Source organism: Rhizobium sp. SG741 (assembly GCF_012275435.1).
In the GTDB taxonomy this organism is placed as follows: Bacteria; Pseudomonadota; Alphaproteobacteria; order Rhizobiales; family Rhizobiaceae; genus Rhizobium; species Rhizobium lusitanum.
Window position 1 is genome coordinate 415405 of the sequence record NZ_JAAZQP010000002.1, and the last position, 22770, is coordinate 438174.

The following is a 22770-nucleotide window of genomic DNA, read 5'->3' on the forward strand; positions in this document are numbered from 1 at the left end:
CAAGGGCGGATCACTTTTTGAATTTCGAGGGGATCCGCTTTTGACTTTGGGAGGACATCATGACGCGTGCAGTGGTAATCGGCGCAACCGGCCATGTCGGCACCTATCTCGTGCCGCGGCTGGTCGAGGCAGGGTACGACGTGGTGGCGATCAGCCGTGGTCAGGCAAAGCCCTATTCGCCGAACCGGGCCTGGGACGACGTCGAAATGTTGACGATGGACCGCTCCGCCATGGAAAAGGACGGCAGTTTTGGTCCGGCGATCCGCGCTTTGAAGGCGGATATCGTCATCGACATGATCTGCTTCACGCTCGACAGCGCCAGGCACCTGACGGACGCGCTGACCGGTCATGTGAGCCATTTCCTGCATACGGGCACGATCTGGACGCACGGCTTCTCGATGGTCGTTCCGACGCTGGAGGAGACACCGAAGCGACCCTTCGGGGACTATGGAATCCAGAAGGCAGCCATCGAGGCGCATCTGCTGGATGAGGCGCGCCGCAAGGGCTTTCCCGCGACGCTGATCCATCCGGGCCATATTGTCGGCCCTGGCTGGGCTCCCCTTAATCCGGCCGGCCATTTCAATCTGTCGGCATTTTCGACGCTGGCGCTGGGCGAAACGCTCGTCTTGCCGAATTTCGGCCTGGAGACTGTTCACCATGTCCATGCCGATGATGTCGCGCAGATGTTCATGGGGGCGATCGCCAATTGGCGGGCTTCGACCGGGGAGAGCTTCCATGCCGTCTCGGGCGGTGCGGTGACGCTTCGAGGCTATGCTGAGGCGATGTCGCGCTGGTTTGGTCACGAACCGAAGCTTGAATTCCTGCCCTATGAGACATGGGCGAGAGATCGGACTCCGGAAGATGCGCAGGCGACATGGGAGCATATCGCCCGCAGTCCGAACTGCTCGATCGCCAAGGCACAGCGACTTCTCGGCTACGAGCCGCGATATACATCGCTCGAAGCTGTTCAGGAATCGGTGGCATGGCTGATGGCGAACGGGCGTATCGGCTGAGAAGCTCAGACCTTATCGCTCAACGCTTGAGCCAGGCGTCGATGCCCTTGGCCGCCGCGCGGCCGGTGGCAAAGCAAGCCGACAGGAGATAGCCGCCTGTCGGCGCTTCCCAATCGATCATTTCCCCGGCGACGAAGATACCAGGGAGCTTCTTCAGCATATAGCCGTCATCGAGTTCGCCCCAACGGATGCCACCGGCAGACGAGATGGACTCGGCAATGGGTCTTGGTCTCAAAAGCGGAATCGGCAAGGCCTTGATCAGGCGCGCCAGACTTTCCGGATGCGAAAGGGTCGCCGGATCGGCAAGCTCCCGCAGAAGGCCGACCTTGACGCCTTCGATCCCCGCGCCCTTGCGCAGGCGATTGGAAAGGCTGGCTTTCGGATCCTGTCGAGCCAGATCGCGCGACAGCCGTGCCGCCGTTCGGCCGGGCGCCAGATCGATGATGAGCGCGGCTTTGCCTTCGCTTGTTAGGTGATCGCGCAAGGCAGCGGCATGGGCATAGACGAGACTGCCTTCTATGCCCGCCTGCGAGACGACGAATTCGCCTGGGAAGGTCCCCGCCTCGGATGTTGCCGTCACGGCTTTGAGCGGCATGCCGGCAAAACGTTCCTTGAATGGCCCACTCCAGTCGACGTCGAAACCGCAATTGGCGGGCTGGAAATCGGCAATGTCGATGGCTTTGCCTCGAAGCCAACCGGTCCAGGCCGCATCCGAACCCAGCCGAGGATAGCTGGCACCGCCGAGCGCTAGCAGAACGGCATCATAATGGACGATGCTGCGCCCCTGCGGTGTCTCGAATGCCAGACCGCCGTCTGCGAAGCCAGACCAGCGGTGCCGTGTCATGATACGCGCACCTTGCGCCTCCAGGCGGGCGAGCCAGGCGCGCAGCAATGGCGACGCCTTCATGGCTTTCGGGAAGACGCGGCCGGAAGAGCCGATGAAGGTCTCCGTTCCCAGCCCCGCCGCCCAGGCTCTGATATCGTCGGGCTTGAAGCCATCGAGTGCCGCGCGCAGCCGGGGCGAGGCCGCGCCAAAGCGGTCGGCGAAAAGGCCATAGGCTTCCGAATGCGTGATGTTGAGGCCGGATTTGCCGGCCAGCAGGAATTTGCGCGCGACCGTCGGCATGCTGTCATAGACAGTGACGCGATGGCCCGACAGAGACAGGGCTTCTGCCGCCATGAGCCCTGCGGGGCCGCCGCCGATGATTGCGATCTGCTTCTCAGCCATAAGCCGTCCGGTGCCAATTCCTATCCGCTCTCTTGGGCCGGACCGGTGTCGAAAGCAAGGTCAGCCCATTCATTTGTCAGGGAAATTCATGCCACGGGGAGGGTCTTGTCTGACGCGTATCCACCTTTAAATCGATATAACCATCTGGTTACTATGACCAGCGATTCGCGAGGGACTGTCAACTTATGAGATGATCGGTTACTTATCGGCGCCAGGAATGGCCGCACAAGCCTTGAACGATGCCGCCGGGAGCCATGATGTCGGAAGCCAGAACCGTGAAGCGCCGCGCAAAGAACGCAGACCTTGCGAATATCGATCAGGCGTCATCGCGCGCAACGCCGGAACGGCCCCGTCTCAGGGATGCGGAACGCACGAGCAAGGCGATCCTGGCCGCCGCGACCAAGGAATTCGCCGAGCGCGGCTATGGCGGCGCGCGTGTCGATGCGATCGCCGAGCGCGCCAAGATCAACAAGCGGATGCTCTACCACTATTTCGGCGGCAAGGACGCTCTTTACGTCGCCGTTCTCGAAGGCAGCTACATCGCCATCCGCTCGGCCGAGGCAAGGCTTGACCTTTCGCATCGCTCGCCTGTGGAAGGCATGCGGGAGCTTGTTGTTTTCACATGGCAATATTTCTTGGATCACCCTGAATTCCTTGGTATTCTCAGCACGGAAAACATGCACAAGGCCCGCTTCCTGAAGCGTTCGGCGCGTATTTTCGAGCTGCATTCGCCCCTGGTTTCAGAGATTTCCGACCTGCTCGACCGGGGTGCGGCAGCCGGCGATTTCCGCCCCGGCTGCGATCCCGTCAAGATCTATATGAGCATCGCAGCGCTCGGCTCGTTCTTCCTCACGAACCGCTGGACGCTATCGACGATCTTCCGGCGCAATCTTTCCGACAAGGCGGAAATCGACGCCTGGGGCGAGCACATCGTCGACGTCATCTTCGCCTATCTGCGCCCCTAGGCGTCCTCTCGCGACAAGCTCAGCAATTGCGGGTGATTGCCGCCGCGGCCATCGACGATGACCGTTGACAGCCTCGCTTCGCCATGTCAGTTATGTAACTATATAGTTATTTACGGGAGGAATGACTTATGGTGACGAAGCCGATCGGTATCATCATGCACGGCATCACCGGACGCATGGGCTATAATCAGCATCTGGTGCGCTCCATTCTGGCAATCCGCGAACAGGGCGGCGTCTTGCTGGCCAACGGCGATAAGCTGATGCCCGAGCCGATCCTCGTCGGCCGCAATGCCGAGAAGATCGAGGCGATCGCCCGCAAGCATGGGCTTTCCAAAACGACGACCGATCTCGACAGCGCCTTGGCCGATCCCGACAATACGATCTTTTTCGATGCCGGCTCGACGCAGATGCGCGTCGACCTGCTGGAGCGGGCAATTGCCGCCGGCAAGCACGTCTATTGCGAAAAGCCGATCTCCGAGACGCTTGCCGAGGCGCTTTCGGTCGCCGCTTCGGCGGAGCGGCGCGGGGTCAAGAACGGCGTGGTGCAGGACAAGCTGTTCCTGCCGGGCCTGCGCAAGATCGCCATGCTGCGCGACAGCGGCTTCTTCGGCAAGATCCTCTCCGTGCGCGGCGAGTTCGGCTATTGGGTCTTCGAAGGGGATTGGGGCGTGCAGGCGCAGCGCCCGTCGTGGAACTATCGCAAGGCCGACGGCGGCGGCATGATCCTCGATATGCTGCCCCATTGGCGCTACGTGCTTGACAACCTGTTCGGTGAGGTCAAGGCCGTCAGCTGCCTCGGCGCCACACATATTCCAAGCCGCGTCGATGAGAGCGGCAAGACCTATGTCGCGGATGCAGACGATGCGGCCTATGCCACGTTCGAACTTGAAGGCGGCATTGTCGCCCATATCAATTCCTCCTGGGCGGTGCGTGTGCGGCGTGATGATCTCGTTACCTTCCAGGTCGACGGCACCCATGGTTCCGCCGTCTGCGGCCTGATGCGGTGCTGGACGCAGCATCGCGTCAACACGCCCAAGCCGGTCTGGAATCCGGACCAGCCGCAAACGATCAATTTCTTCGACACCTGGGACGAAGTGCCGGACACCCAGGTCTTCGACAATGGCTTCAAGGTGCAATGGGAAGGTTTCCTGCGCCATGTCGCCGAGGACGCGCCGTGGAAGTTCACGCTTCGCGAAGGCGCCAAGGGCGTGCAACTGGCGGAGCTGGCGCAGAAGAGCTGGACCGAGCGTCGCTGGGTCGATGTGCCCGCACTGACAGCGCTGTAGGAGATCGGCCTCATGACGAGAAGCCTTCGTTTGCCGACGGTCAGCGGCGGCCTTGCCGACTTCACGCTCACCAGCGCACCGTTGAGCGCTCCGGTAAAGCCGGCCGGCGGTCATCATTTCAACCGCGTCGCCTACGCTGCCGCCCACGTCGTCGTCGACCCCTTGGCAGACAACGATCCCTGGCTCGATCGCAACATCGACTGGGAACGCACCATCGCCTTCCGGGAATGCCTCTGGGATCTCGGTTTCGGCGTGGCGGAGGCCATGGATACAGCACAGCGGGGCATGGGTCTCGATTGGACCGGCGCCAAGGAGCTGATTGCGCATGCGCAATCGGCCGCCCGTAATCGGCCGGATGCGCTGATTGCCTATGGCGCCGGCACCGATCACGTGCCGCCCGGCCCGGATGTGACGATCGACGATGTCATTCGCGCCTATGAGGAGCAGATTGCCTATGTGGAAGGGCAGGGCGGCCGCATCATTCTGATGGCGAGCCGCGCGCTTGCCGCGGCGGCCAAAAGTCCGGACGATTATATTCGGGTCTACGACCGTATCCTCGGGCAGGTAAAGGAGCCTGTGATCATCCATTGGCTCGGTTCGATGTTCGATCCGGCGTTGTCAGGCTATTGGGGATCGCCCGACGATCTGCAGGCGATGGAGACAGCGGTCGCGATCATCAATCAGAACGCCGCCAAGGTCGATGGCGTGAAGATCTCGCTGCTGTCGGCCGAGAAGGAAATCGTCATGCGCCGCCGGCTCGACCCGTCGGTGAAGATGTATACGGGCGACGATTTCAACTATGCCGAACTGATTGCCGGCGACAGCCAAGGCTATTCGCATGCCCTCCTCGGCATCTTCGATGCCATCGCGCCGGCGGCTAGTGTGGCCTTGGCGAAACTCGCCCAGAACGATCTCGATGCCTTTCATCGGATACTGGCACCGACCGTTCCGCTGTCGCGGCATATCTTCAAGGCGCCGACGCGCTTCTACAAGACCGGCGTCGTCTTCCTCGCCTATCTCAACGGCTTCCAGGATCACTTCCAGATGCTCGGCGGCCAGCAGAGCACGCGTTCCATCCTGCATCTTTCGGAACTGTTCCGGCTGGCGGAGGCGGCAGGTGTTTTGAAGGATCCGGATCTGGCGGTGCGCCGGATGAAGACGATCCTCGCCACCGTCGGCATCGACTAACGGACAAGAGGATCATCGCAATGGCCGTAGAGGGTCTGTCCATCAATCTGGCGACGGTGCGCCAGCAATACGACATGCGCCAGGCGGTCGAGGCCTGCCTGAAGCAGGGTATCGTCGCGATCGCCCCCTGGCGCGATCAAGTGCACAAGATCGGCCTCGCGGAGGCCGCAAGGATTGTGGCCGACAACAGGCTCAAGGTGACAGGCCTTTGCCGCGGCGGCATGTTTCCCGCTGCGGATGCCAATGGGCGGGCTGCGGCGATCGACGACAACAAGCGCGCAATCGATGAGGCCGCCGCGCTCAATGCCGATTGCCTTGTCCTTGTCGTCGGCGGTTTGCCTGAGGGTTCGAGGGATATCGGTCATGCCCGCGAGATGGTGGCCGACGGTATCGCGGCGATCCTGCCGCATGCCCGCAGCGTCGGCATTCCCTTAGCGATCGAGCCGCTGCATCCGATGTATGCCGCCGACCGCGCCTGCGTGAACACGCTGGAGCAGGCGCTCGATATCTGCGACCTGCTGGGTGAGGGCATCGGTGTCGCCATCGATGTCTATCATGTCTGGTGGGATCCGAAGCTTTACGAGCAGATCGCGCGCGCCGGTGCCGGCGGCAGGATCCTGGCGCACCATATCTGCGACTGGCTGGTCCCGACCACGGATCTGTTGCTGGATCGCGGCATGATGGGCGATGGCGTCATCGATCTGAAGGGCATTCGCGCCGAGATCGAGAAAGCCGGCTATTTCGGCCTGCAGGAGGTCGAAATCTTCTCACAAGACAATTGGTGGAAGCGCCCGGGTGAGGAAGTGCTGGCCACCTGCATCGAGCGGTTCCGCACTGTTTGTCAGAGCAATTCCAGGAAAAGTGCGTAGCGGTTTTCCGTCCGGAATTGCGTAGAAACAATAGCATAGAGCGGTCAGGCGATTCCGTGAAACGCGTAACCGCTCTAGCCAGCATAGTGTGAATTAGGCATAAAAAGGCCGGGCCAGCATGTGGCCCGGCGAGATTTTGAGAGCGTCGATCCGACGGCTTATTCGGCCGAAACGATCTTACCGCCTTCCCATTTGTAGAGCGAGAAGCTCTGCGAGGTGAGGTCGCCGGTTTCGCCATAGGTGACCTTGCCGATGGCGGTATCGACAGGCTCGCCCTTCTTCAATGCAGCACCGGCGGCTTCGGCGTCGTCTGGCTTGCCGGCCTTCTCGATGCCGGCCTTCAACACTTGCACGGCGGCATAGGCGTTGAGCGTGAATGCTTCAGCCGGAATGTTGCGTGCCTTGAGCGCGGCAACGGCGCTCTGCGAAGCCGGGTTCTTCAGGGCGTCGGCCGCATTGGTGAAGATCGTGCCGGCAGCGGCGTCATTGGCGATCGCCCAATATTCGGTGTTGGAAAGTCCGTCGCCGCCGATGATCTGCGCCTTGACGGAGATGTCATGCAGCTGGCGAGCCAGCAGACCCGCTTCCGGATGATAGCCACCGAAGTAGATCACCTCGACACCGGCCTGCTTCAGCTTCGACGTCAGGGCGCTGTAGTCCTTTTCACCTGGCGTCAGGGAATCGTCCAGCACCTCGGTCACGCCGCCCTTGTTCAGGGTAGCCTTGAAGGCGTCCGCCAGGCCCTTGCCGTAGGCGCCCTTGTCGTTGAGGATGGCGATCTTCTTGTCCTTGAAGTTCTTCACGACGTAGTCTGCCGCAACGGTTGCCTGCTGGTCATCGCGGCCGCACGTGCGCAGGATGTTGGTCAGGCCGCGATTGGTCAGGTCCGGAGCGGTCGCGGTCGGCGTCACCATCAGGATGCCGTTTTCGGCAAGCGCATCCGAAACCGGAATGGCAACGCCCGACGTGACCGGGCCGACGACGAAGTGGATGCTGTCACCGACGAAGCCGTTGGCGACCGATACGCCCTGCTTCGGGTCGCCGGCATCGTCACCGAGCTTCAAGACCAGCTTCTGGCCGAGAACGCCGCCGCTCTTGTTGATTTCCTCGATAGCGGTTTGCGCGCCGTTCTTGACCTGTTCGCCGTAAGCGGCGACCGGGCCGGTCAGTGGCGCGATGAGGCCGATCGTGATGTCCGCGTGCGCGAGAGGCGCAAAGGCCAGCGAAGCGACGAAGGTCGCGGCCGTCAATGTCTTCAGACTCATTTTATCTCTCCTTGGATGGGCGCGGCAGCGCCCTTTGAACCCGCCCAATGGCCTGTCTCGACGCGCAAACTGCCGTAAGGCGTGCTCTTAAAGAGAACAGAACTGACATCGAAGCTGACGACCGCTTTCGGACATTTTTGACCTCGAGAGCGCTCATAAGAGTATTTTCTGTAGGAATATTGGGACGATTCCGCAAGAAAATAACCGTCGCGAAGACAATTTTAGCGATTTTTCGGAAATTTTCGTCGAGGGATGGTTGCTGTAGTCTTGCAGTCGGGGGTTGTTCCCAGTCTCGACCACCCGTCACTCGGCGCGGATTGACCAAACCTACCCGGTCAAGGCATCGCGCCAGGTCTGCCGATAGCGAATCAAACCCGGCAGGTCGGCGTGGACTGGCGGATTTTCCGTCGCAGCCGGCGGTCGGATGCCGGCGAGCAAGGCCGCACCCTGGCTGGTCCCCGTCGAGCCCGCCACAGCGATGACGTCAGTCCTCGTCAGGGCGGACAGCGCGAAGAGATAGGCGCGATTAAGGGCAAAAGGTCCCTCGACGAAGATCGACCCCTTGGCGCCGATCAGGCCGAGGCAGGCTTCCGTCATCAGGGCAAGATAGAGGCTGACGGCTGCAAGACGTTCGGCATTGCTTGTTGAGGCATCCCCGATCCACTGCATCTTCCTGTCAGGGAACGGTCCCGATCCCTCGACAATGTTCGGCAGCAGCATGAGGCCATTTCCGATCACCGTCTCAAGAGCGGCTTCGATCGCCTCGGGAGGTGCTTCGCCGATGTCTGCAGCCAAAATCTCGAACTCGCGGCCGCCCATGAAGCGGGACGAGGGCACGGCGCGGCCATAAGCGTCGACATTGGCAAGCGCATCGCGTGCCGGGTCGAGATGTTCGAGATCGCCGCCGACGGCGAAGTTGATCACCCAGGTTCCCGTCGACACCACGGCGAAAGGTGCCTCGTTCTCGACCAGATGCGGCAGTAGGGAAGCATTGGAATCATGGATGCCGCAATAGACCGGGGCCGGCGCCGCAAGGCCGATATCAGCCGCAAGTGCCGGCAGTACCGGCCCAAGCGCGTCGAAAGCCGAGCGAACCGGCGCCATCAAAGTGCGAATGCCAAGCGTATCGACCAGGGAAGAATAGGTTCCGGTCGTCGGGTTCCAGAGATCCGTGTGGCAGCCGAGCGAGGTCACCTCGCTGGCAGCGATGCCCGTCAGGCGATACGCCCAATATTGCGGATAGGTCAGGATCGTCGCGACGTGGGCGAAGTCTTCGGGAAAGACGCTTTTCTGATAGTGGATCTGCGCGCCGACATTCAGGCCACCGGAGAGGCTTGGCGAGAAGGTTTCCGTAAAGGCCGGGCGCAATTGCCCATAGGCGTCCTGTATGGCTTGCGGATAGGTGTGCTCATAATCGAGAACCTGCAAGGCAAGGCCGCCATCGACATCGAGCAGCACCGCCGAGGCTCCGTGGGTGGTGATCGATATGGCATCGAAGCCTGGCGTCGTTGCAAAGCCCTTCAGCGCACTGATGATGAAATCCCAAAGTCTCTCGATATCGTAATGCGGATAGAGGCCGGTCTTCAGCACGCCGTTGCTCGTTTTGACGACGGCGATTTCGCCCCCGGTCTCAGCATCGAGCACCACGACCTTGGCATTGGTCTTGCCGATGTCGATCACTGCGATATGGCGATAGGCTGATACGGCGGTCATGGCAGATGGAAGACCGTAACGAGATCGCTCTGAATCGGCGAATTGTCGGGATTGGTCGCCATGATATCGGCCATGTGCGCCCACCATTTCTTCATGATGGGATGGTCTGGCAGGCTCGCCATCGTGTGATCCTTCGGTCGCGTCAGCACGCCGAAGAGCGTGTTCGTCTCACGATCGAGATGGATGGAATAGTCGCTGGCGCCGGCCTCAAGCAGCAGCACCACGAGTTCGGGCCAGATCTCGTCATGGCGTCTTTTGTATTCCGCCTCCATGCCGGGATTGAGCTTCATCTTGAAGGCGTGGCGTTCGAGAGCTGCGGTCATCTGGAACTCATGGTCTTGATGCGTCTTGCGACGATCGGCAGTGCGATGGTGATGATGAGAAGGAGGCCGATGAAGATCGACATGACGATGCCCGGGACGTTCAGCAGGCCGAGGCCGAAGGTGACGAGGCCCATGACGAAGGCGGCGATGACGACCCCGCCGATCGTGCCTGAGCCACCGAGGATCGAGACCCCGCCAAGCACAACCATGGTCACTACTTCGAGCTCCCAGCCGAGCGCGATCGACGGGCGGGTCGAGCCAAGCCGCGAGGTCAGGCACACTGCTGCGATGCCGCTCATAAGACCGGTCAGGAGAAACAGGATGAATTTGACCCGCTCGAAAGGGATGCCGGAGAAGCGCGCGGCAAAATCATTGTTACCAATCGTATAGACCTGCCGGCCGAAATTCGTCGCATGCAGCAGGATCGCGAAGACGATCGCCAGCACGATGAAGAGAACGAATTCGAAGGAGAAGACCCACACGACATAGCCCTGGCCGAAATAGGCGAAGCTGTCTGGGTAGTTGCCATAGGCCTGGTCGCCGAGAACGATGTAGGAGATGCCGCGGAAGAGGCTCATCGTGCCGATGGTGACGACGATCGACGGCAGCTTCATCCCGGAGACGAGGAAGCCGTTGAACAGGCCGCAGAACAACCCGACCCCAAGCCCGATGGCAACGAGGCCGACAGTATCGACGCCGGCCTGCGCCGCAGCGCCCATGGCCGTCGAGGCGAGCGCGATGATGGCGGCGACCGAAAGGTCGATCTCACCGGCAATGACCAGCAGCGCCATGGCAAAGGCGATCATCGCCTTTTCGGTGAAATTGAACGTCGCGTCAGAGAGATTGTAGGGATCGAGGAAATAGGGCGAGGCCAGCGAATTGAAGATGAAGATCGCGACTGCGACGCCGAACAGCAGCGTTTCCCAGCTTGCCAGAATGCGTTTGAACGGTGTTCCCAAACGGTCTGGAATGGCGCGCTTTTCCGTCTTTGATTGAGAAACGGTGCTCATGCGCTTGCTCCATGGCTGGCGGTGTCCTTCGCCGCCTGATCCCGCAGGATGATACGGCCGCGATTGCGCTCGCGCCGGGCGTTGAAGACGACCGCAAGGATGATGACGGTGCCTGATATCGCCATCTGCGTGAACGGCGAAATGCCGATGACCGGAAGGGCGTTCTTGATGACGCCGAGGAAGAGCGCGCCGAGTACGGCGCCCGCCACCGAGCCGACGCCGCCGGCAATCGAAATGCCGCCGATGACGCAGGCCGCGACGCTGTCCAGTTCGAAGCCGCTGGCGATATCGACATAGGCGACCGCATAGCGCGACACCCAGAGATAGCCGCTGAGGCCGGCAAGCGACCCTGAGAGGACAAAGGCGAGGAAACGCGTCCAGCCGACGTCGATGCCGGCATAGACCGCCGCCACCGGATTGCCGCCGCTGGCATAGGTGGAGCGGCCGAACCGCGTGTAGCGCAGCACGAAATACATGATCAGCACGATGGCGATGCCGATCCAGGCGAGCACGGGCAGGCCGAGCAACGGCGTGCGCGGCACGCTGAGGAAATTCGGCGTGAACTGGTGGGCGTTGACCCAGGCGCCACCCGACAGCACGAAGGCCATGCCGCGATAGATGGTGAGTGTGCCGAGCGTGACGACGATCGGCGGGATCTCCAGCGCCCAGACGAGATAGCCGTTGATGGCGCCGAGAGCCGCGCCCATGACGATCGCCGTGATCACGAGGACGACCAGCGGCAGATCGGGATAGGCAGCATTCAGCATCGCCACCGCCATGCCGGTAAAGGCAAGATTGGCGGCAACCGACAGATCTATCGATTTCGTCAGGATGACCGTCATCTGCGCCAAAGCGAGGATGATGAGGATCGACGTATCATTGAAGATATTGGCGAGATTGGCGGGCTCGGCAAAACCGGCCGCGCGTGTCGCGAAGCCCGCGATCATCACGGCAATGATGATGGCAAGCAGCGTTTCGCGTCTTTTGAGGATGCGTGGCATCCCGTCCTCCCTATGCGTTGCCCGTGGCGGCGCGCACCAGTGCTTCCGGTGTCAGCCCCTCGCGCTCGAACAGGCCGGCCGACAAGCCCTCTTTCATGACCAGCACGCGATCCGCCATGCCGATGATCTCTGGCAGCTCGGAGGAAATCATGATGATGCTGAGGCCTTCTGCCGCCAGTTCGCTGATGAAGCCGTGCACGGCCGCTTTCGAGCCGATGTCGATGCCTTTTGTCGGTTCGTCGAGAATGATGATCTTCGGCTGCGTCGCCAGCCACTTGCCGATGACCACCTTCTGCTGGTTGCCGCCGGAGAGCGTGCCGACCGGAACGGAAAGGGCTGCGGCGCGAAGATCGAGGCGCTCGGCATATTTGCGCGCCAGCGCGAATTCGTTGGCGGCCTTCAGGAAGCCCTTGCGCGAGGTGCGTCCGAGTGAGGGTAGCGACATGTTCTGATAGATCGGCATCGGCAGTGCCAGACCGTGGCGTCCGCGTTCTTCCGGCACATAGACGATACCGGCGCGAATGGCGTCCTGCGGCGAACGGACGTGGATTTCCTGCCCATTGAGCGTCAATCGTCCGGAAAGCGGTTTGGTAATGCCGAAAAGGGACTGACAGAGTTCGGAGCGTCCGGCGCCGATCAGGCCATAGACGCCAAGGATCTCGCCGCGGCGGAGCTTGAAGGAGATGTCGCGAAATTCGGTGCGGTGGCAATAATTTGCGACGTCCAGCACCGTATCGCCAATCGTCACCGAGACTTTCGGGAAAGCGTCCTTGACGTCTCGGCCGACCATCATGCGGACGATCTCGTCCTGCGGCGTTTCCTTGAGCGTGCCGTGCCCGACGGCGCGGCCGTCACGGAAGACTGCGAAATTGTCGGCGATCTCATAGAGTTCGTCGAACTTGTGGCTGATGAACAATATGGCCTTACCCTTGGCCTTCAACCCCTCGACGATGCGGAAGAGATCGTCGATCTCCTTGCGGGAAAGGGCGGCGGTGGGCTCATCCATGATGACGATACGGGCATCGATCGAGAGTGCGCGCGCGATCGCGACGAGGTGGCGCTGCGCGATGGAAAGATCTTTCAGACGGGTGGAGGGATCGATGGCGCTTTCCAGCGATTCCAGCAGTTGCCTGGAGCGGCTGTTCATCGTCTTCCAGTCGATGGTGCGCCAGGACGTGCGCGGCGCATGTCCGAGAAAGATGTTCTCGGCAACCGTCAGTTCGTCGAAGAGCACGGTTTCCTGATGAATGGCGGTAACGCCGGCATCGATGGCGGCCTGGGCATTGGTAAAGGTCGTCGGCTCGCCGTCGATGAGGATCTCGCCTTCGTTCGGGCGGTAGATCCCCGTCAGGATCTTGACGAGGGTCGATTTGCCGGCGCCGTTTTCGCCGATCAGGGCGGTGACCTTGCCGGGGTAGAGAGAAATGCTGACGCCATCCAGCGCTTTGACGCCCGGGAAGATCTGAGAAATGCCGCGCATTTCCAGGATGGCCTGACTGTTCGCGGCTGGTGTGTCCGCTAGGGATCGTTGAAGGACTGTGGTCATCAGCAATGCACCGGATCAATGAAACCAGGTCCGGCGGCTGACGCCGCCGGAGAGCTGCGGATAAGATCTTCGATCAGAAAACCTTGGAGAACTGATCGATATTCGTGGCGTTGTAGACGAACGGATCGGCCATGGCGGCTTCGCCGTTTTCGCCAACCTTGATCTTGCCCATGCGACCGGCATTGATCTCGCTGCCCGGCTTGCCATCGGTCTCACCCTTGACGAGGCGGTAAGCGATCTGCGTTGCCGAATAACCAAGGTCGATCGGGTTCCAGATCGCGAATTCCTTCGTCGCGCCCGACTTGATGGCGCCGGCCATTTCCGACGGCAGGCCGAGACCGGTCACGTAGACCTTGCCGATCTTGCCGGCATCCTTGACGGCCTGTGACGCGGCCAGCACGCCGACGGTGGTCGGAGCGACGATGACCTTGACTTCCGGATGCGAGGTCAGGAGGCCCTGGGCTTCGCGATAGCTCTTGTCCGAAAGGTCGTCGCCGTAAACAGTGGTTACCAGGTTAAGACCCGGGAAGTCCTTGAGCTGCTTCTTCATCTCGCCGATCCAGATGTTCTGGTTGGTCGAGGTCGTCGTGGCCGACAGAATGGCGAAGTCGCCCTTGCCGCCGTCAAGATGATCCTTGGCGAGCGTCAGGCACATCTTGCCGATCAGCGCGTTCGAAGAGGGGTTCAGCTGCAGGATGCGGCCGGCCTTCGCGACGCCGGAATCCCAGGAGATGACCTTGATGCCGCGCTGTGTTGCCTTCTTCAGGGCAGGGACGACAGCGTCCGGATCGTTGGCGGAAATGGCGATCGCATCGACACCCTGCGCGATCAGCGAGTTGATCACTTCGATCTGGCCTTCGGCCGTGGTCGAGGTCGGGCCGGTGTAGATCACCTGCACGCCGCCGAGGTCCTTGGCTGCTTCCTGGGCGCCCTTATTGGCGGCCTCGAAGAAGCCGTTGCCCAGCGACTTCACCACAAGACCGATCTTGATGTCTTTCGCGCTTGCCGTGCCGGCCATCAATGCCGCAGCGAGTGCGACGCCGATCGCCAGTTTCTTTGCTATGTTCATGTTTCTTCCTCCCAAGTTGATAGGCTATGCTCACCCCGCCACAGCCGCGTCCCTTATGCGACCGACGGGGAATCTTCCTCCTCGGCCTCAGCCGAAACGCTTGTAATAATCAGCGATACGCCTGCATCCTCGATCATCCGCACGGTGTCTGCCGAAATGCCGTCATCGGTGATGATCGTCGTTACTTGCTCGAGCGGGCAAAGGATCAGGCTGGAGCGCTGACGGAATTTGCTCGAATCGACCATGAGGATGAGTTCGTCGGCCTGGCGCATCAGCTTCTGCTCGCTCTGGATCAGCAGCCCGTCGGCCTCCATGATGCCGAGCGGGCCGACGCCCTGCGCGCCGATGAACATGCGTCGTGCGTAGAAATTGCGGGTCGTGTCGTTGTCGAAGGGCGAGAGAATCAGGCTCTGCTCGCGATAGATCGCGCCGCCCGGAACCGTCACCGTATTTTTCGAATGCTTGACCAGATGTTCGGCGATGGCGAAGGAATTGGTCATCACCTGCAGCCGGAAACCCGAAATGTAATGCACCAGCTGAAAGGTGGTCGTGCCGCCATTGATGATGATGGCGTCGCCCGGATTGCACAATTCAGCGGCCTTGCGCGCAATTGCGCGTTTCTTATCGATATTGACCGCTTCTGAGACACGGAAGGGGCGGCCGGCCAGATTGCCGAGCTGCGGAGGGTGGATCGATTCTGCGCCACCACGGACGCGGCGAATCTTCCCTTGCACATGCAGGGCTGCGATATCACGGCGTATCGTCGCTTCCGAAGCTTCTGTCAGCTCGGAAATATCCTGAATGGTCACCACAGGCTTTTCCTGTACGGCGCTCAGAATAATGCGATGGCGTTCACGTTCGTGCATCGGCTCCTCCTTGTTGGCGGTTATTTCGCAAATATGACAAAGTGTCAATCATAAACGATCACAAACTTTCATATTGCATCGCAGCATTATCGAATATGATCGTTTTCGATTGACAAGGTGACTGTGTGTGAGCGATACCCTGCTCACAAAGAGTGGTACCTGCATGTTCCGGTTCCGCTTGCAAGACTTGATTTCAAGGGAGGATGACATGGCGGCTGACGTTCAGCTTCTGAAGAACCGTTGGGATGATGCATATGCGGCCGGCCTCGATGAGCCGGGCAAACTGCTTTACCGGTCCAACTTGCTTGGCGCCGACAAGCGTATCACCAACTACGGCGGCGGCAACACGTCGGCCAAGGTCATGGAAACCGATCCGCTGACCGGCGAGAAGGTGAGGGTTCTCTGGGTCAAGGGCTCCGGCGGTGATGTCGGCACCATCAAGCTCGATGGGTTTGCCACGCTCTACCAGCAAAAGCTCGATAGTCTGAAGGCCATCTATCAAGGCGTTGCCGATGAGGATCGCATGGTCGGCTTCCTGCCGCATTGCACCTTCAATCTCAATGCGCGCGCTGCCTCCATCGATACGCCGCTGCATGGCTTCGTGCCGTTCACCCATGTCGACCATATGCACCCCGATGCCATCATCGCCATCGCCGCCTCGAAGAATTCGCGTGAATTGACACGGGAGATCTTCGGCGAGGAGATCGGCTGGCTGCCATGGCGCCGTCCCGGCTTCCAGCTCGGCCTCGATCTCGAAGCCTTCGTCAAGGCGCATCCGAATGCCAAGGGCGTCGTGCTCGAAAGCCACGGGCTGTTCACCTGGGACAATGACGCTAAAGCCTGCTACGAGCTGACGCTTCAGATCATCAACAAGGCCATCGAATGGTTTGCCGCCAAGACCGAAGGGAAGACGATCTTCGGTGGTGCGGCCGTCCAGAGCCTGCCACAGGCCGAACGGCGTGCGATCGCTGCGCGGCTGATGCCGGAAATTCGCGGCCGGATCGGCAAGGCGGAGCGTAAGCTCGGCGACTTCGACGATCAGGCTGCCGTGCTCGAATTCGTCAACTCCAGGAATTTGCGGCCGCTCGGTGCGCTCGGCACGAGCTGCCCGGACCATTTCCTGCGCACGAAGATCCGCCCGCTGATCGTCGATTTCGATCCGGCCAAGCCCGATGTCGATGCCGTCATCGCCGGCCTCGACAAGGCGCTGGAAGACTACCGCGCCGATTACGCTCGCTATTACAACGACTGCAAGCACGACAACTCGCCCGCCATGCGTGATCCCAATCCGGTGATCTTCCTGGTGCCGGGCGTCGGCCTGCTGTCCTTTGCCCGTGACAAGGCGACCGCCCGTATCGCCGGCGAATTCTATGTCAACGCCATCAACGTCATGCGCGGCGCCTCCACCGTGTCCGAATATCAGGGCCTGCCGGAGCAGGAAGCTTTCGATATCGAATACTGGCTGCTGGAAGAGGCAAAGCTGCAGCGCATGCCGAAGCCGAAGAGCCTTGCCGGCAAGGTTGCCTTCGTCACCGGCGGTGCCGGCGGTATCGGTCGCGCCACGGCGGCGCGTCTGGCCGGCGAGGGCGCCTGCGTGGTGCTGGCGGATATCGATCAGTCGGCACTTGAGGGGACGCACGAGGATTTCGCCAAGAAATTCGGTGCCGATACGGTGCGCAGCGTCAAGCTCGATGTCACCAAGGAAGACGCTGTCATTTCCTCCTTTGCCGAGGCCTGCGTCGAATTCGGCGGCATCGACATTCTGGTATCCAACGCCGGCATCGCCTCCTCGGCGCCGATCGAAACCACCGAGCTTTCGATGTGGAACCGCAATATCGACATCCTCGCGACAGGCTACTTCCTCGTTTCACGCGAAGCTTTCCGGCTGTTCCGCCGCCAGAACCTCGGCGGCAATGTCGTGTTCGTCGCCTCGAAGAATGGCCTCGCTTCCTCGCCGAATGCGGCGGCCTATTGCACGGCCAAGGCCGCCGAGATCCATCTCGCACGTTGCCTGGCGCTGGAAGGTGCCGAAGCCGGCATTCGCGTCAACACGGTCAACCCGGATGCCGTCCTGCGCGGTTCGAAGATCTGGAACGGCGAATGGCGCGAACAGCGGGCGGCCTCTTCGAAGATCGAGGTGGACGAACTCGAGGAACATTACCGCAAGCGCTCGATGCTGAAGCTCAACGTCTTTCCGGAGGACATTGCCGAGGCGATCTACTTCCTGGCTTCTGACCTTTCCGCCAAGTCGACAGGCAATATCATAAACGTCGACGCCGGCAACGCCCAGAGCTTCACGCGGTAATGGATACGCTCTCCCTTCTCCCCAACGGGGAGAAGGTGGCCCGAAGGGTCGGATGAGGGGGCGCGGCAAAACGCAGTTTTATCTTTCGCTGGTGCTCAAGATACTCGTCGCTGCGCTCCTCATCCCCCTCATCTGCCCGTTGGGCATCTTCTCGCCGCTGGGGAGAAGAGGAGGCCGCACGATCGAAACGCTGTAACATTTCGAATGACGTATCTGGGAGGAAAGAATGGCCGAGTTTAGAATTGCGCCGGATCTGGTCGCTGCCGAAAACGACAAGCGCGCCGCTGCGCTCAAATCCGATTACGAGGCGCTGGGCGCCGCGCTCGCCCGCCGTGGCGTCGATATCGAAGCCGTGACGACGAAGGTCTCCGAATTCTTCGTCGCCGTCCCGTCCTGGGGTGTCGGCACCGGCGGCACGCGCTTTGCCCGCTTTCCGGGAACGGGCGAGCCACGCGGCATTTTCGACAAGCTAGACGATTGCGCCGTCATTCAGCAATTGACGCGCGCAACGCCCAAGGTCTCGCTGCATATCCCTTGGGACAAGGCGGATCCCCGCGAATTGAAGGCGAAGGGCGATGCGCTCGGCCTCGGCTTCGATGCCATGAATTCCAACACTTTCTCCGATACGCCCGGCCAGGCGCATTCCTATAAGTTCGGTTCGCTCAGCCATGTCGATGCCGCAACTCGCGCCCAGGCCGTCGAGCACAACATCGAATGTATCGAGATCGGCAAGGCGATCGGCTCGAAGGCGCTGACCGTCTGGATCGGCGACGGTTCGAACTTTCCCGGACAGAGCAATTTCACGAGGGCATTCGAGCGCTATCTCGCCTCCATGGCGGATATCTACAAGGCGCTGCCAGATGACTGGCGGCTGTTTTCCGAACACAAGATGTATGAGCCGGCCTTCTATTCCACAATTGTACAGGATTGGGGCACCAACTACCTGATCGCGCAGACACTGGGCCCGAAAGCCCAATGCCTCGTCGACCTCGGCCATCACGCGCCGAACACCAACATCGAGATGATCGTCGCGCGCCTCATCCAGTTCGGCAAGCTCGGCGGCTTTCACTTCAACGATTCCAAATATGGCGATGACGATCTCGATGCCGGCGCCATCGAGCCCTACCGCCTGTTCCTCGTCTTCAACGAGTTGGTCGACGCCGAGCGGCGCGGCGTCAACGATTTCAATCCGGCGCATATGATCGACCAATCGCACAATGTCACCGATCCGATCGAGAGCTTGATTTCCAGCGCCAACGAGATCCGCCGCGCTTATGCGCAGGCGCTGATCGTCGACCGAAATGCGCTGGCCGACTATCAGGATGCTAACGACGCGCTGATGGCGTCGGAAACGCTGAAGCGCGCCTATCGCGCCGATGTCGAGCCGATCCTCGCCGAAGCCCGCCGTCGCGCCGGCGGCGCCGTCGATCCTGTCGCGACCTATAGGGCAAGCGGCTATCGCCGCAAGGTTGCCGGCGAACGACCGGCCTCGGTTGGCGGCAGCGGCGGGATTATCTGAGGACCTTATAGTTCCGGTGGATTGGCGAACGGATCGAGCGAGCGAACATCCATTAACTCGAAGTGTCTCAGGTTCCGGGTGAGAACCGTGTAATCATGCCGCAGCGCCGTTGCGGCGATGGCTGCATCTTCGAACCCAGGGTTTCCGCCACGCCCGACCGCCTGGTCGAACAGGCGACCGGCGATGCGGGCCGTTGCCGCGTCGAACGCCAGGATACGTTCGCCATAGAGATGGAGGACGAGCGCGAGCCATTCGCCAAGCAGACTGGCTTTCTGGCTGGCACCTGTTCGATGGGCCTTCGCGATCCCAGTTCCTATTTCAGCGACGGTTATCGCGGATAGGAAAAGCCGATCGGCATGGGCCGCAACCCATGCCCGAACCGTTTGTGACAGTAAATCTTGCGCACGCAGCGGCGATGTCGCGGAAATGATGTTCGTATCCAGAAGATACATCAGATATCGTTATCGCGCAGCAGTCGGCCCGGCTTGCGCACGGGCAGGTCGTCATCTTCCAGCGGTGCATTGGTTAGCAACCAACCAAAGGACGGAACCTGCTTCAGCTTTTGATATTCGTCATAGGAAATGATGACGGCGGTGCGTTCGCCATGGCGTGTGATGACGGCCGCATTGCCGCTGAGAGCGTCATCGACAACGGCGGAAAGTGTTGCCTTCGCGTCCTTCAACTGAATTTCTCTCATAGGTCACCTATATGACTAGTGTAGTCATAATATGGGCCCCACCTCTTGCTCCGTCAATATTCGAACTCAATAGCCAAGCGCGATGCCATCCTTGCGGTGGTCGGATCCGCCGAGCAGGATGCCGCGCTCGTGATCGATCATGATCGCTTGCGCACCGCCGATCGGCTCGTCCGCCCATTCGACGACATGGCCGCGGCGTTCGAGATTTCGCTTGGTTTCTTCCGATATCGTCGGCTCCAGCGACAGCTTGCCGCCGAAGCAGAAGCTGCGTGGCTGGTCGCTTGCCTGCTGCGGATCGAGATCGCGGTCGAGGATCTGGGTCAGCATATGGGCATGGCCGGCCGCCTGATATTGCCCGCCCATGACGCCGAAGCTCATGCGCACCTTGCCGTTTTCCATCAGCATCGCCGGGATGATCGTGTGGAAGGGCAGTTTGCCGGGGCCGATGGCGTTTGGATGGCCCTGCTTGACGACGAAGCCGGCGCCGCGGTTTTGCAGCAAGACACCCGAGCGCGGGGCATAGATGCCGCTGCCGAAGGCCATGAAGACCGAATTGATCAGTGAAATGGTGTTGCCATCGCGATCGACGACGGAGACGTAGACGGTGTCGCGATGCGTCGGCCCATCCCAGATTTTGGCATCGGCGGCGCGCTCAAGGCTGATCTTTGCCCGCATGGCCGCGACCGAGTGCTCCGACAGCAGTTCGTCTATGTCGAAGGTCAGATAATCGGGATCGCAGATCAGTTGATCGCGCATGGCATAGCCCGCCTTGGTCGCTTCGGCATGCAGGTGGATGCGATCGGCTTCGGAAAGCTTCGGGTCGCGAAGATCGAAACCGTCGAGGATGCGAGTGATCAGCAACGCCGCAAGGCCCTGACCGTTCGGAGGGCATTCCAGAAGATCGCGGCCGCGGAACTTGCCGGAGATCGGCTTGGTCTCGAACGCCTTGTAGTCGGCGAAATCGCTTTCCTCGTGCAGGCCGCCCAACGATTTCAGAAGCGCGGTGATCTCCTCGGCCACCGGGCCGCGATAGAAGGCGTTGCGGCCATCCCTGGCGATGGCCTTCAGCGTCGCGGCGAGGGCGGGATTGGTGACGCGTTCACCCGTTCTCGGCGCCCGGCCGTTCGGCAGGAAGTAGGCGGCCGAATCCTGATATTTGGCGACGCGGTCGCTGTAACGATGCCAGTCGAGTTCGACACGCGGCGTGATGCAATAGCCGTCTTCCGCGGCGGCGATGGCCGGAGCCAGTACGCGGCCCATATCCAGCCTGCCGTAGGTGCCGATCAGCCGGCACCATGCATCGATCGCGCCGGGAATGGTGACAGCATGCGGGCTGTCGTCGGGAATGGCGGTGAAGCCCTTTTCGAGGAAATAGTCGAGTTTTGCCTTTTGTGGCGCGCGGCCGGAGCCGTTGAGCGCGACCGGCATGCCGCCGGCGGCACTATAGAGGGCGAAGCAGTCGCCGCCAATGCCGGTCATGTGGGGATCGATGACCGACTGCAGCGCGACCGCAGCGACCGCGGCGTCGACGGCATTGCCGCCGGCACGCAGGATGTCGACGGCGGCGAGTGTTGCCAGCGGATGGGAGGTGGCGGCCATGCCCTTGTCCGAAACGGTGACCGAACGGCCGGGCTTGAAAAAGTCTCGCTGCTGCATGTCGTCGACGTCCTCTGTCTGCCTTGTGTGCATCCGCGCGCATGGCGCGGCGTCGATAGTGTTTTACGGTGTTTTTTCCGTCATGGAAGCCATGGCCTTGCCGCGTTGTGATTTTCAAACATCTTGTCATCAACCGATCGTGCTATCGGCCAGCCAAGCAGCGAAAATATCCGGATATTTGTCATGTTCATCTGTCAGGTTCGGGATGAAGCGGCCCGCCGTGCGGTGGCAATCACGCTAGGGTCGGCTTTTTTGACGCGCTTGCGTCGGATGGTCACTTTCGAGTGGCCCGGGCGTCGGAATTGAGTATTGTCGGCGGTAGTGGCGGCCTTGATTTGATTGTCGAAGGCCATCTCGAAAGATAGGGCTTGCGCTCGATTAGGTGAGGAAAATCAATATGACGACTGACATTAACGGCTTTGCCGGGCGCCTGAAGCGTCGCGAGAATGGCGGTATGATCTCTGCCTGGATCGGCACACCCGACCCGCTGTTCGTCAATCACCTGGCGCAGGAAGACTTCGATACCGTTGTGCTGGATATGCAGCATGGCATGTGGGACATGGCGTCGGCCGCCAACGGTATTGCGCATGTAAGGCTCGCCGGCAAGCCGGCGATCGCCCGCATCCCGGTCGGCGATTTCGCCTCCGCCTCGCGGCTTCTGGATGCGGGTGCCTCCGCCATCATCGCGCCGATGATCAATTCCGCCGATGACGCTCGCGCTCTGGTGAAGGCGACGAAATATCCGCCGCTCGGCGAGCGTAGCTGGGGGCCTTCGCTTGCGCTCAATCATTTCGGCATTTCAGCGGAAGACTATCTGCAGAGCGCCAATAGTCTGACCGTCACCATCGCTATGGTGGAAACCCGCATGGCGCTCGACGCCATCGACGAGATACTTGCTGTCGATGGTATCGATGGCATTTTTGTCGGCCCATCCGATCTTTCCATCGCGCTTTCGAACGGTGCGCGATTGGCGCCGGAAAGTGCGGCGATCGATCAGGCGCTGTCGACGGTGCTTGCACGTTGCCGCGCCCATGGCAAGGTGATCTGCGCCTTCGGCGGCGATGGCGATCGCGCCGGGCAATATCTGAAACTTGGCCTCGATCTGGTCATCGCCGGCGCGGAAACGGCGCAGTTGCGGGCCGGTGCCCGCACGGCCATTCAGACTGCACGAAAAATCGCTGCTTCATAAACGATTGGGTAGCAAAGAGGCTGCCCGGGGGCACTTCCGGGCATGCCATTGCCACTATCTGC

At 60.9% G+C, this 22770-nt stretch carries 20 protein-coding genes; 8 read left to right on the forward strand and 12 right to left on the reverse strand.

Annotated elements, in window-relative coordinates:
• Nucleotides 1-59 precede the first annotated feature (59 nt).
• On the forward strand, nt 60-1013 hold the full coding sequence (locus tag FHT29_RS07305; protein WP_047638434.1) for an NAD(P)-dependent oxidoreductase: 954 nt from the start codon (nt 60-62) through the stop codon (nt 1011-1013).
• 19 nt (nt 1014-1032) lie between these two features.
• On the opposite strand, the gene FHT29_RS07310 is transcribed toward FHT29_RS07305, so the two are convergent.
• The gene (locus FHT29_RS07310) at nt 1033-2241 is read right to left on the reverse strand and encodes a TIGR03862 family flavoprotein (protein WP_047638435.1); all 1209 of its coding nucleotides are present in this window, start codon (nt 2239-2241) and stop codon (nt 1033-1035) included.
• Between the two features lie 257 nt (nt 2242-2498).
• Between FHT29_RS07310 and FHT29_RS07315 the strand changes: the two genes are divergently transcribed.
• From FHT29_RS07315 to FHT29_RS07330, 4 genes are all read left to right on the forward strand, one after another.
• Complete coding sequence (locus FHT29_RS07315) at nt 2499-3206, forward strand: TetR/AcrR family transcriptional regulator (RefSeq protein WP_081938700.1); 708 nt, start codon at nt 2499-2501, stop codon at nt 3204-3206.
• Between the two features lie 128 nt (nt 3207-3334).
• The gene (locus FHT29_RS07320) at nt 3335-4492 is read left to right on the forward strand and encodes a Gfo/Idh/MocA family oxidoreductase (RefSeq protein ID WP_047638436.1); all 1158 of its coding nucleotides are present in this window, start codon (nt 3335-3337) and stop codon (nt 4490-4492) included.
• A 12-nt stretch (nt 4493-4504) separates the two neighbouring features.
• Nucleotides 4505-5680 carry a dihydrodipicolinate synthase family protein gene (locus tag FHT29_RS07325; RefSeq protein ID WP_047638437.1) on the forward strand — a complete coding sequence of 392 codons (1176 nt, stop codon included), beginning with the start codon at nt 4505-4507 and terminating at the stop codon, nt 5678-5680.
• A gap of 20 nt (nt 5681-5700) precedes the next feature.
• Nucleotides 5701-6549 (forward strand): sugar phosphate isomerase/epimerase, encoded by an 849-nt coding sequence (locus FHT29_RS07330; protein ID WP_047638438.1) that lies wholly within the window; start codon nt 5701-5703, stop codon nt 6547-6549.
• Between the two features lie 158 nt (nt 6550-6707).
• Here FHT29_RS07330 and FHT29_RS07335 read toward each other — a convergent pair whose 3' ends face one another.
• The 8 genes from FHT29_RS07335 to FHT29_RS07370 form a co-directional block, all read right to left on the reverse strand.
• Nucleotides 6708-7814 carry a branched-chain amino acid ABC transporter substrate-binding protein gene (locus FHT29_RS07335; RefSeq protein ID WP_047638439.1) on the reverse strand — a complete coding sequence of 369 codons (1107 nt, stop codon included), beginning with the start codon at nt 7812-7814 and terminating at the stop codon, nt 6708-6710.
• A gap of 327 nt (nt 7815-8141) precedes the next feature.
• A complete protein-coding gene (locus FHT29_RS07340; protein ID WP_168599468.1) occupies nt 8142-9527 on the reverse strand; it encodes an FGGY-family carbohydrate kinase in 1386 nt (461 codons plus the stop codon).
• The gene (rhaM, locus tag FHT29_RS07345) at nt 9524-9850 is read right to left on the reverse strand and encodes an L-rhamnose mutarotase (protein WP_168599469.1); all 327 of its coding nucleotides are present in this window, start codon (nt 9848-9850) and stop codon (nt 9524-9526) included. The genes FHT29_RS07340 and rhaM overlap by 4 nt, the downstream gene beginning before the upstream one ends.
• On the reverse strand, nt 9847-10860 hold the full coding sequence (locus FHT29_RS07350; RefSeq protein ID WP_168599470.1) for an ABC transporter permease: 1014 nt from the start codon (nt 10858-10860) through the stop codon (nt 9847-9849). The genes rhaM and FHT29_RS07350 overlap by 4 nt, the downstream gene beginning before the upstream one ends.
• A complete protein-coding gene (locus tag FHT29_RS07355; protein WP_168599471.1) occupies nt 10857-11861 on the reverse strand; it encodes an ABC transporter permease in 1005 nt (334 codons plus the stop codon). Before FHT29_RS07355 ends, FHT29_RS07350 begins: the two co-directional genes overlap by 4 nt.
• A 10-nt stretch (nt 11862-11871) precedes the next feature.
• Nucleotides 11872-13407 (reverse strand): sugar ABC transporter ATP-binding protein, encoded by a 1536-nt coding sequence (locus tag FHT29_RS07360; RefSeq protein WP_047554647.1) that lies wholly within the window; start codon nt 13405-13407, stop codon nt 11872-11874.
• A 73-nt stretch (nt 13408-13480) separates the two neighbouring features.
• Nucleotides 13481-14476, reverse strand: a complete 996-nt coding sequence (gene rhaS / locus FHT29_RS07365) for a rhamnose ABC transporter substrate-binding protein (protein WP_047554649.1) — start codon at nt 14474-14476, stop codon at nt 13481-13483.
• Between the two features lie 53 nt (nt 14477-14529).
• Complete coding sequence (locus FHT29_RS07370) at nt 14530-15342, reverse strand: DeoR/GlpR family DNA-binding transcription regulator (protein ID WP_037192461.1); 813 nt, start codon at nt 15340-15342, stop codon at nt 14530-14532.
• 208 nt (nt 15343-15550) lie between these two features.
• Between FHT29_RS07370 and FHT29_RS07375 the strand changes: the two genes are divergently transcribed.
• Both FHT29_RS07375 and rhaI read left to right on the forward strand, forming a co-directional pair.
• A complete protein-coding gene (locus FHT29_RS07375) occupies nt 15551-17647 on the forward strand; it encodes a bifunctional rhamnulose-1-phosphate aldolase/short-chain dehydrogenase (RefSeq protein ID WP_047554651.1) in 2097 nt (698 codons plus the stop codon).
• A 226-nt stretch (nt 17648-17873) separates the two neighbouring features.
• Complete coding sequence (gene rhaI / locus FHT29_RS07380; protein ID WP_168599472.1) at nt 17874-19166, forward strand: L-rhamnose catabolism isomerase; 1293 nt, start codon at nt 17874-17876, stop codon at nt 19164-19166.
• A 5-nt stretch (nt 19167-19171) separates the two neighbouring features.
• Here rhaI and FHT29_RS07385 read toward each other — a convergent pair whose 3' ends face one another.
• The 3 genes from FHT29_RS07385 to ggt all read right to left on the reverse strand — a co-directional run bounded on the left by FHT29_RS07385 (nt 19172) and on the right by ggt (nt 21519).
• Complete coding sequence (locus tag FHT29_RS07385; RefSeq protein ID WP_047638443.1) at nt 19172-19618, reverse strand: type II toxin-antitoxin system VapC family toxin; 447 nt, start codon at nt 19616-19618, stop codon at nt 19172-19174.
• Nucleotides 19618-19863: a type II toxin-antitoxin system Phd/YefM family antitoxin gene (locus FHT29_RS07390; RefSeq protein ID WP_037192453.1), complete on the reverse strand. Its 246-nt coding sequence runs from the start codon at nt 19861-19863 to the stop codon at nt 19618-19620. The genes FHT29_RS07385 and FHT29_RS07390 overlap by 1 nt, the downstream gene beginning before the upstream one ends.
• 66 nt (nt 19864-19929) lie before the next feature.
• Nucleotides 19930-21519 carry a gamma-glutamyltransferase gene (gene ggt, locus FHT29_RS07395; RefSeq protein ID WP_047638569.1) on the reverse strand — a complete coding sequence of 530 codons (1590 nt, stop codon included), beginning with the start codon at nt 21517-21519 and terminating at the stop codon, nt 19930-19932.
• Nucleotides 21520-21916: 397 nt separating this feature from the next.
• On the opposite strand from ggt, the gene FHT29_RS07400 reads away from it, so the two are divergent.
• Complete coding sequence (locus tag FHT29_RS07400; protein ID WP_047638444.1) at nt 21917-22708, forward strand: aldolase/citrate lyase family protein; 792 nt, start codon at nt 21917-21919, stop codon at nt 22706-22708.
• The last annotated feature ends 62 nt before the right edge of the window (nt 22709-22770 follow it).

Excerpts from the sequence above, each read along its gene's own strand:
- FHT29_RS07330 (WP_047638438.1), top strand. The coding sequence starts at position 5,701 with ATGGCCGTAGAGGGTCTGTCCATCAATCTGGCGACGGTGCGCCAGCAA.
- FHT29_RS07320 (WP_047638436.1), top strand. The coding sequence starts at position 3,335 with ATGGTGACGAAGCCGATCGGTATCATCATGCACGGCATCACCGGACGC.
- rhaS (WP_047554649.1), bottom strand. The coding sequence starts at position 14,476 with ATGAACATAGCAAAGAAACTGGCGATCGGCGTCGCACTCGCTGCGGCA.
- FHT29_RS07340 (WP_168599468.1), bottom strand. The coding sequence starts at position 9,527 with ATGACCGCCGTATCAGCCTATCGCCATATCGCAGTGATCGACATCGGC.
- FHT29_RS07400 (WP_047638444.1), top strand. The coding sequence starts at position 21,917 with ATGACGACTGACATTAACGGCTTTGCCGGGCGCCTGAAGCGTCGCGAG.
- FHT29_RS07360 (WP_047554647.1), bottom strand. The coding sequence starts at position 13,407 with ATGACCACAGTCCTTCAACGATCCCTAGCGGACACACCAGCCGCGAAC.
- FHT29_RS07310 (WP_047638435.1), bottom strand. The coding sequence starts at position 2,241 with ATGGCTGAGAAGCAGATCGCAATCATCGGCGGCGGCCCCGCAGGGCTC.
- FHT29_RS07385 (WP_047638443.1), bottom strand. The coding sequence starts at position 19,618 with ATGTATCTTCTGGATACGAACATCATTTCCGCGACATCGCCGCTGCGT.
- rhaI (WP_168599472.1), top strand. The coding sequence starts at position 17,874 with ATGGCCGAGTTTAGAATTGCGCCGGATCTGGTCGCTGCCGAAAACGAC.
- FHT29_RS07305 (WP_047638434.1), top strand. The coding sequence starts at position 60 with ATGACGCGTGCAGTGGTAATCGGCGCAACCGGCCATGTCGGCACCTAT.
- FHT29_RS07390 (WP_037192453.1), bottom strand. The coding sequence starts at position 19,863 with ATGAGAGAAATTCAGTTGAAGGACGCGAAGGCAACACTTTCCGCCGTT.
- rhaM (WP_168599469.1), bottom strand. The coding sequence starts at position 9,850 with ATGACCGCAGCTCTCGAACGCCACGCCTTCAAGATGAAGCTCAATCCC.
- ggt (WP_047638569.1), bottom strand. The coding sequence starts at position 21,519 with ATGCAGCAGCGAGACTTTTTCAAGCCCGGCCGTTCGGTCACCGTTTCG.
- FHT29_RS07355 (WP_168599471.1), bottom strand. The coding sequence starts at position 11,861 with ATGCCACGCATCCTCAAAAGACGCGAAACGCTGCTTGCCATCATCATT.
- FHT29_RS07375 (WP_047554651.1), top strand. The coding sequence starts at position 15,551 with ATGGCGGCTGACGTTCAGCTTCTGAAGAACCGTTGGGATGATGCATAT.
- FHT29_RS07335 (WP_047638439.1), bottom strand. The coding sequence starts at position 7,814 with ATGAGTCTGAAGACATTGACGGCCGCGACCTTCGTCGCTTCGCTGGCC.
- FHT29_RS07370 (WP_037192461.1), bottom strand. The coding sequence starts at position 15,342 with ATGCACGAACGTGAACGCCATCGCATTATTCTGAGCGCCGTACAGGAA.
- FHT29_RS07315 (WP_081938700.1), top strand. The coding sequence starts at position 2,499 with ATGTCGGAAGCCAGAACCGTGAAGCGCCGCGCAAAGAACGCAGACCTT.
- FHT29_RS07350 (WP_168599470.1), bottom strand. The coding sequence starts at position 10,860 with ATGAGCACCGTTTCTCAATCAAAGACGGAAAAGCGCGCCATTCCAGAC.
- FHT29_RS07325 (WP_047638437.1), top strand. The coding sequence starts at position 4,505 with ATGACGAGAAGCCTTCGTTTGCCGACGGTCAGCGGCGGCCTTGCCGAC.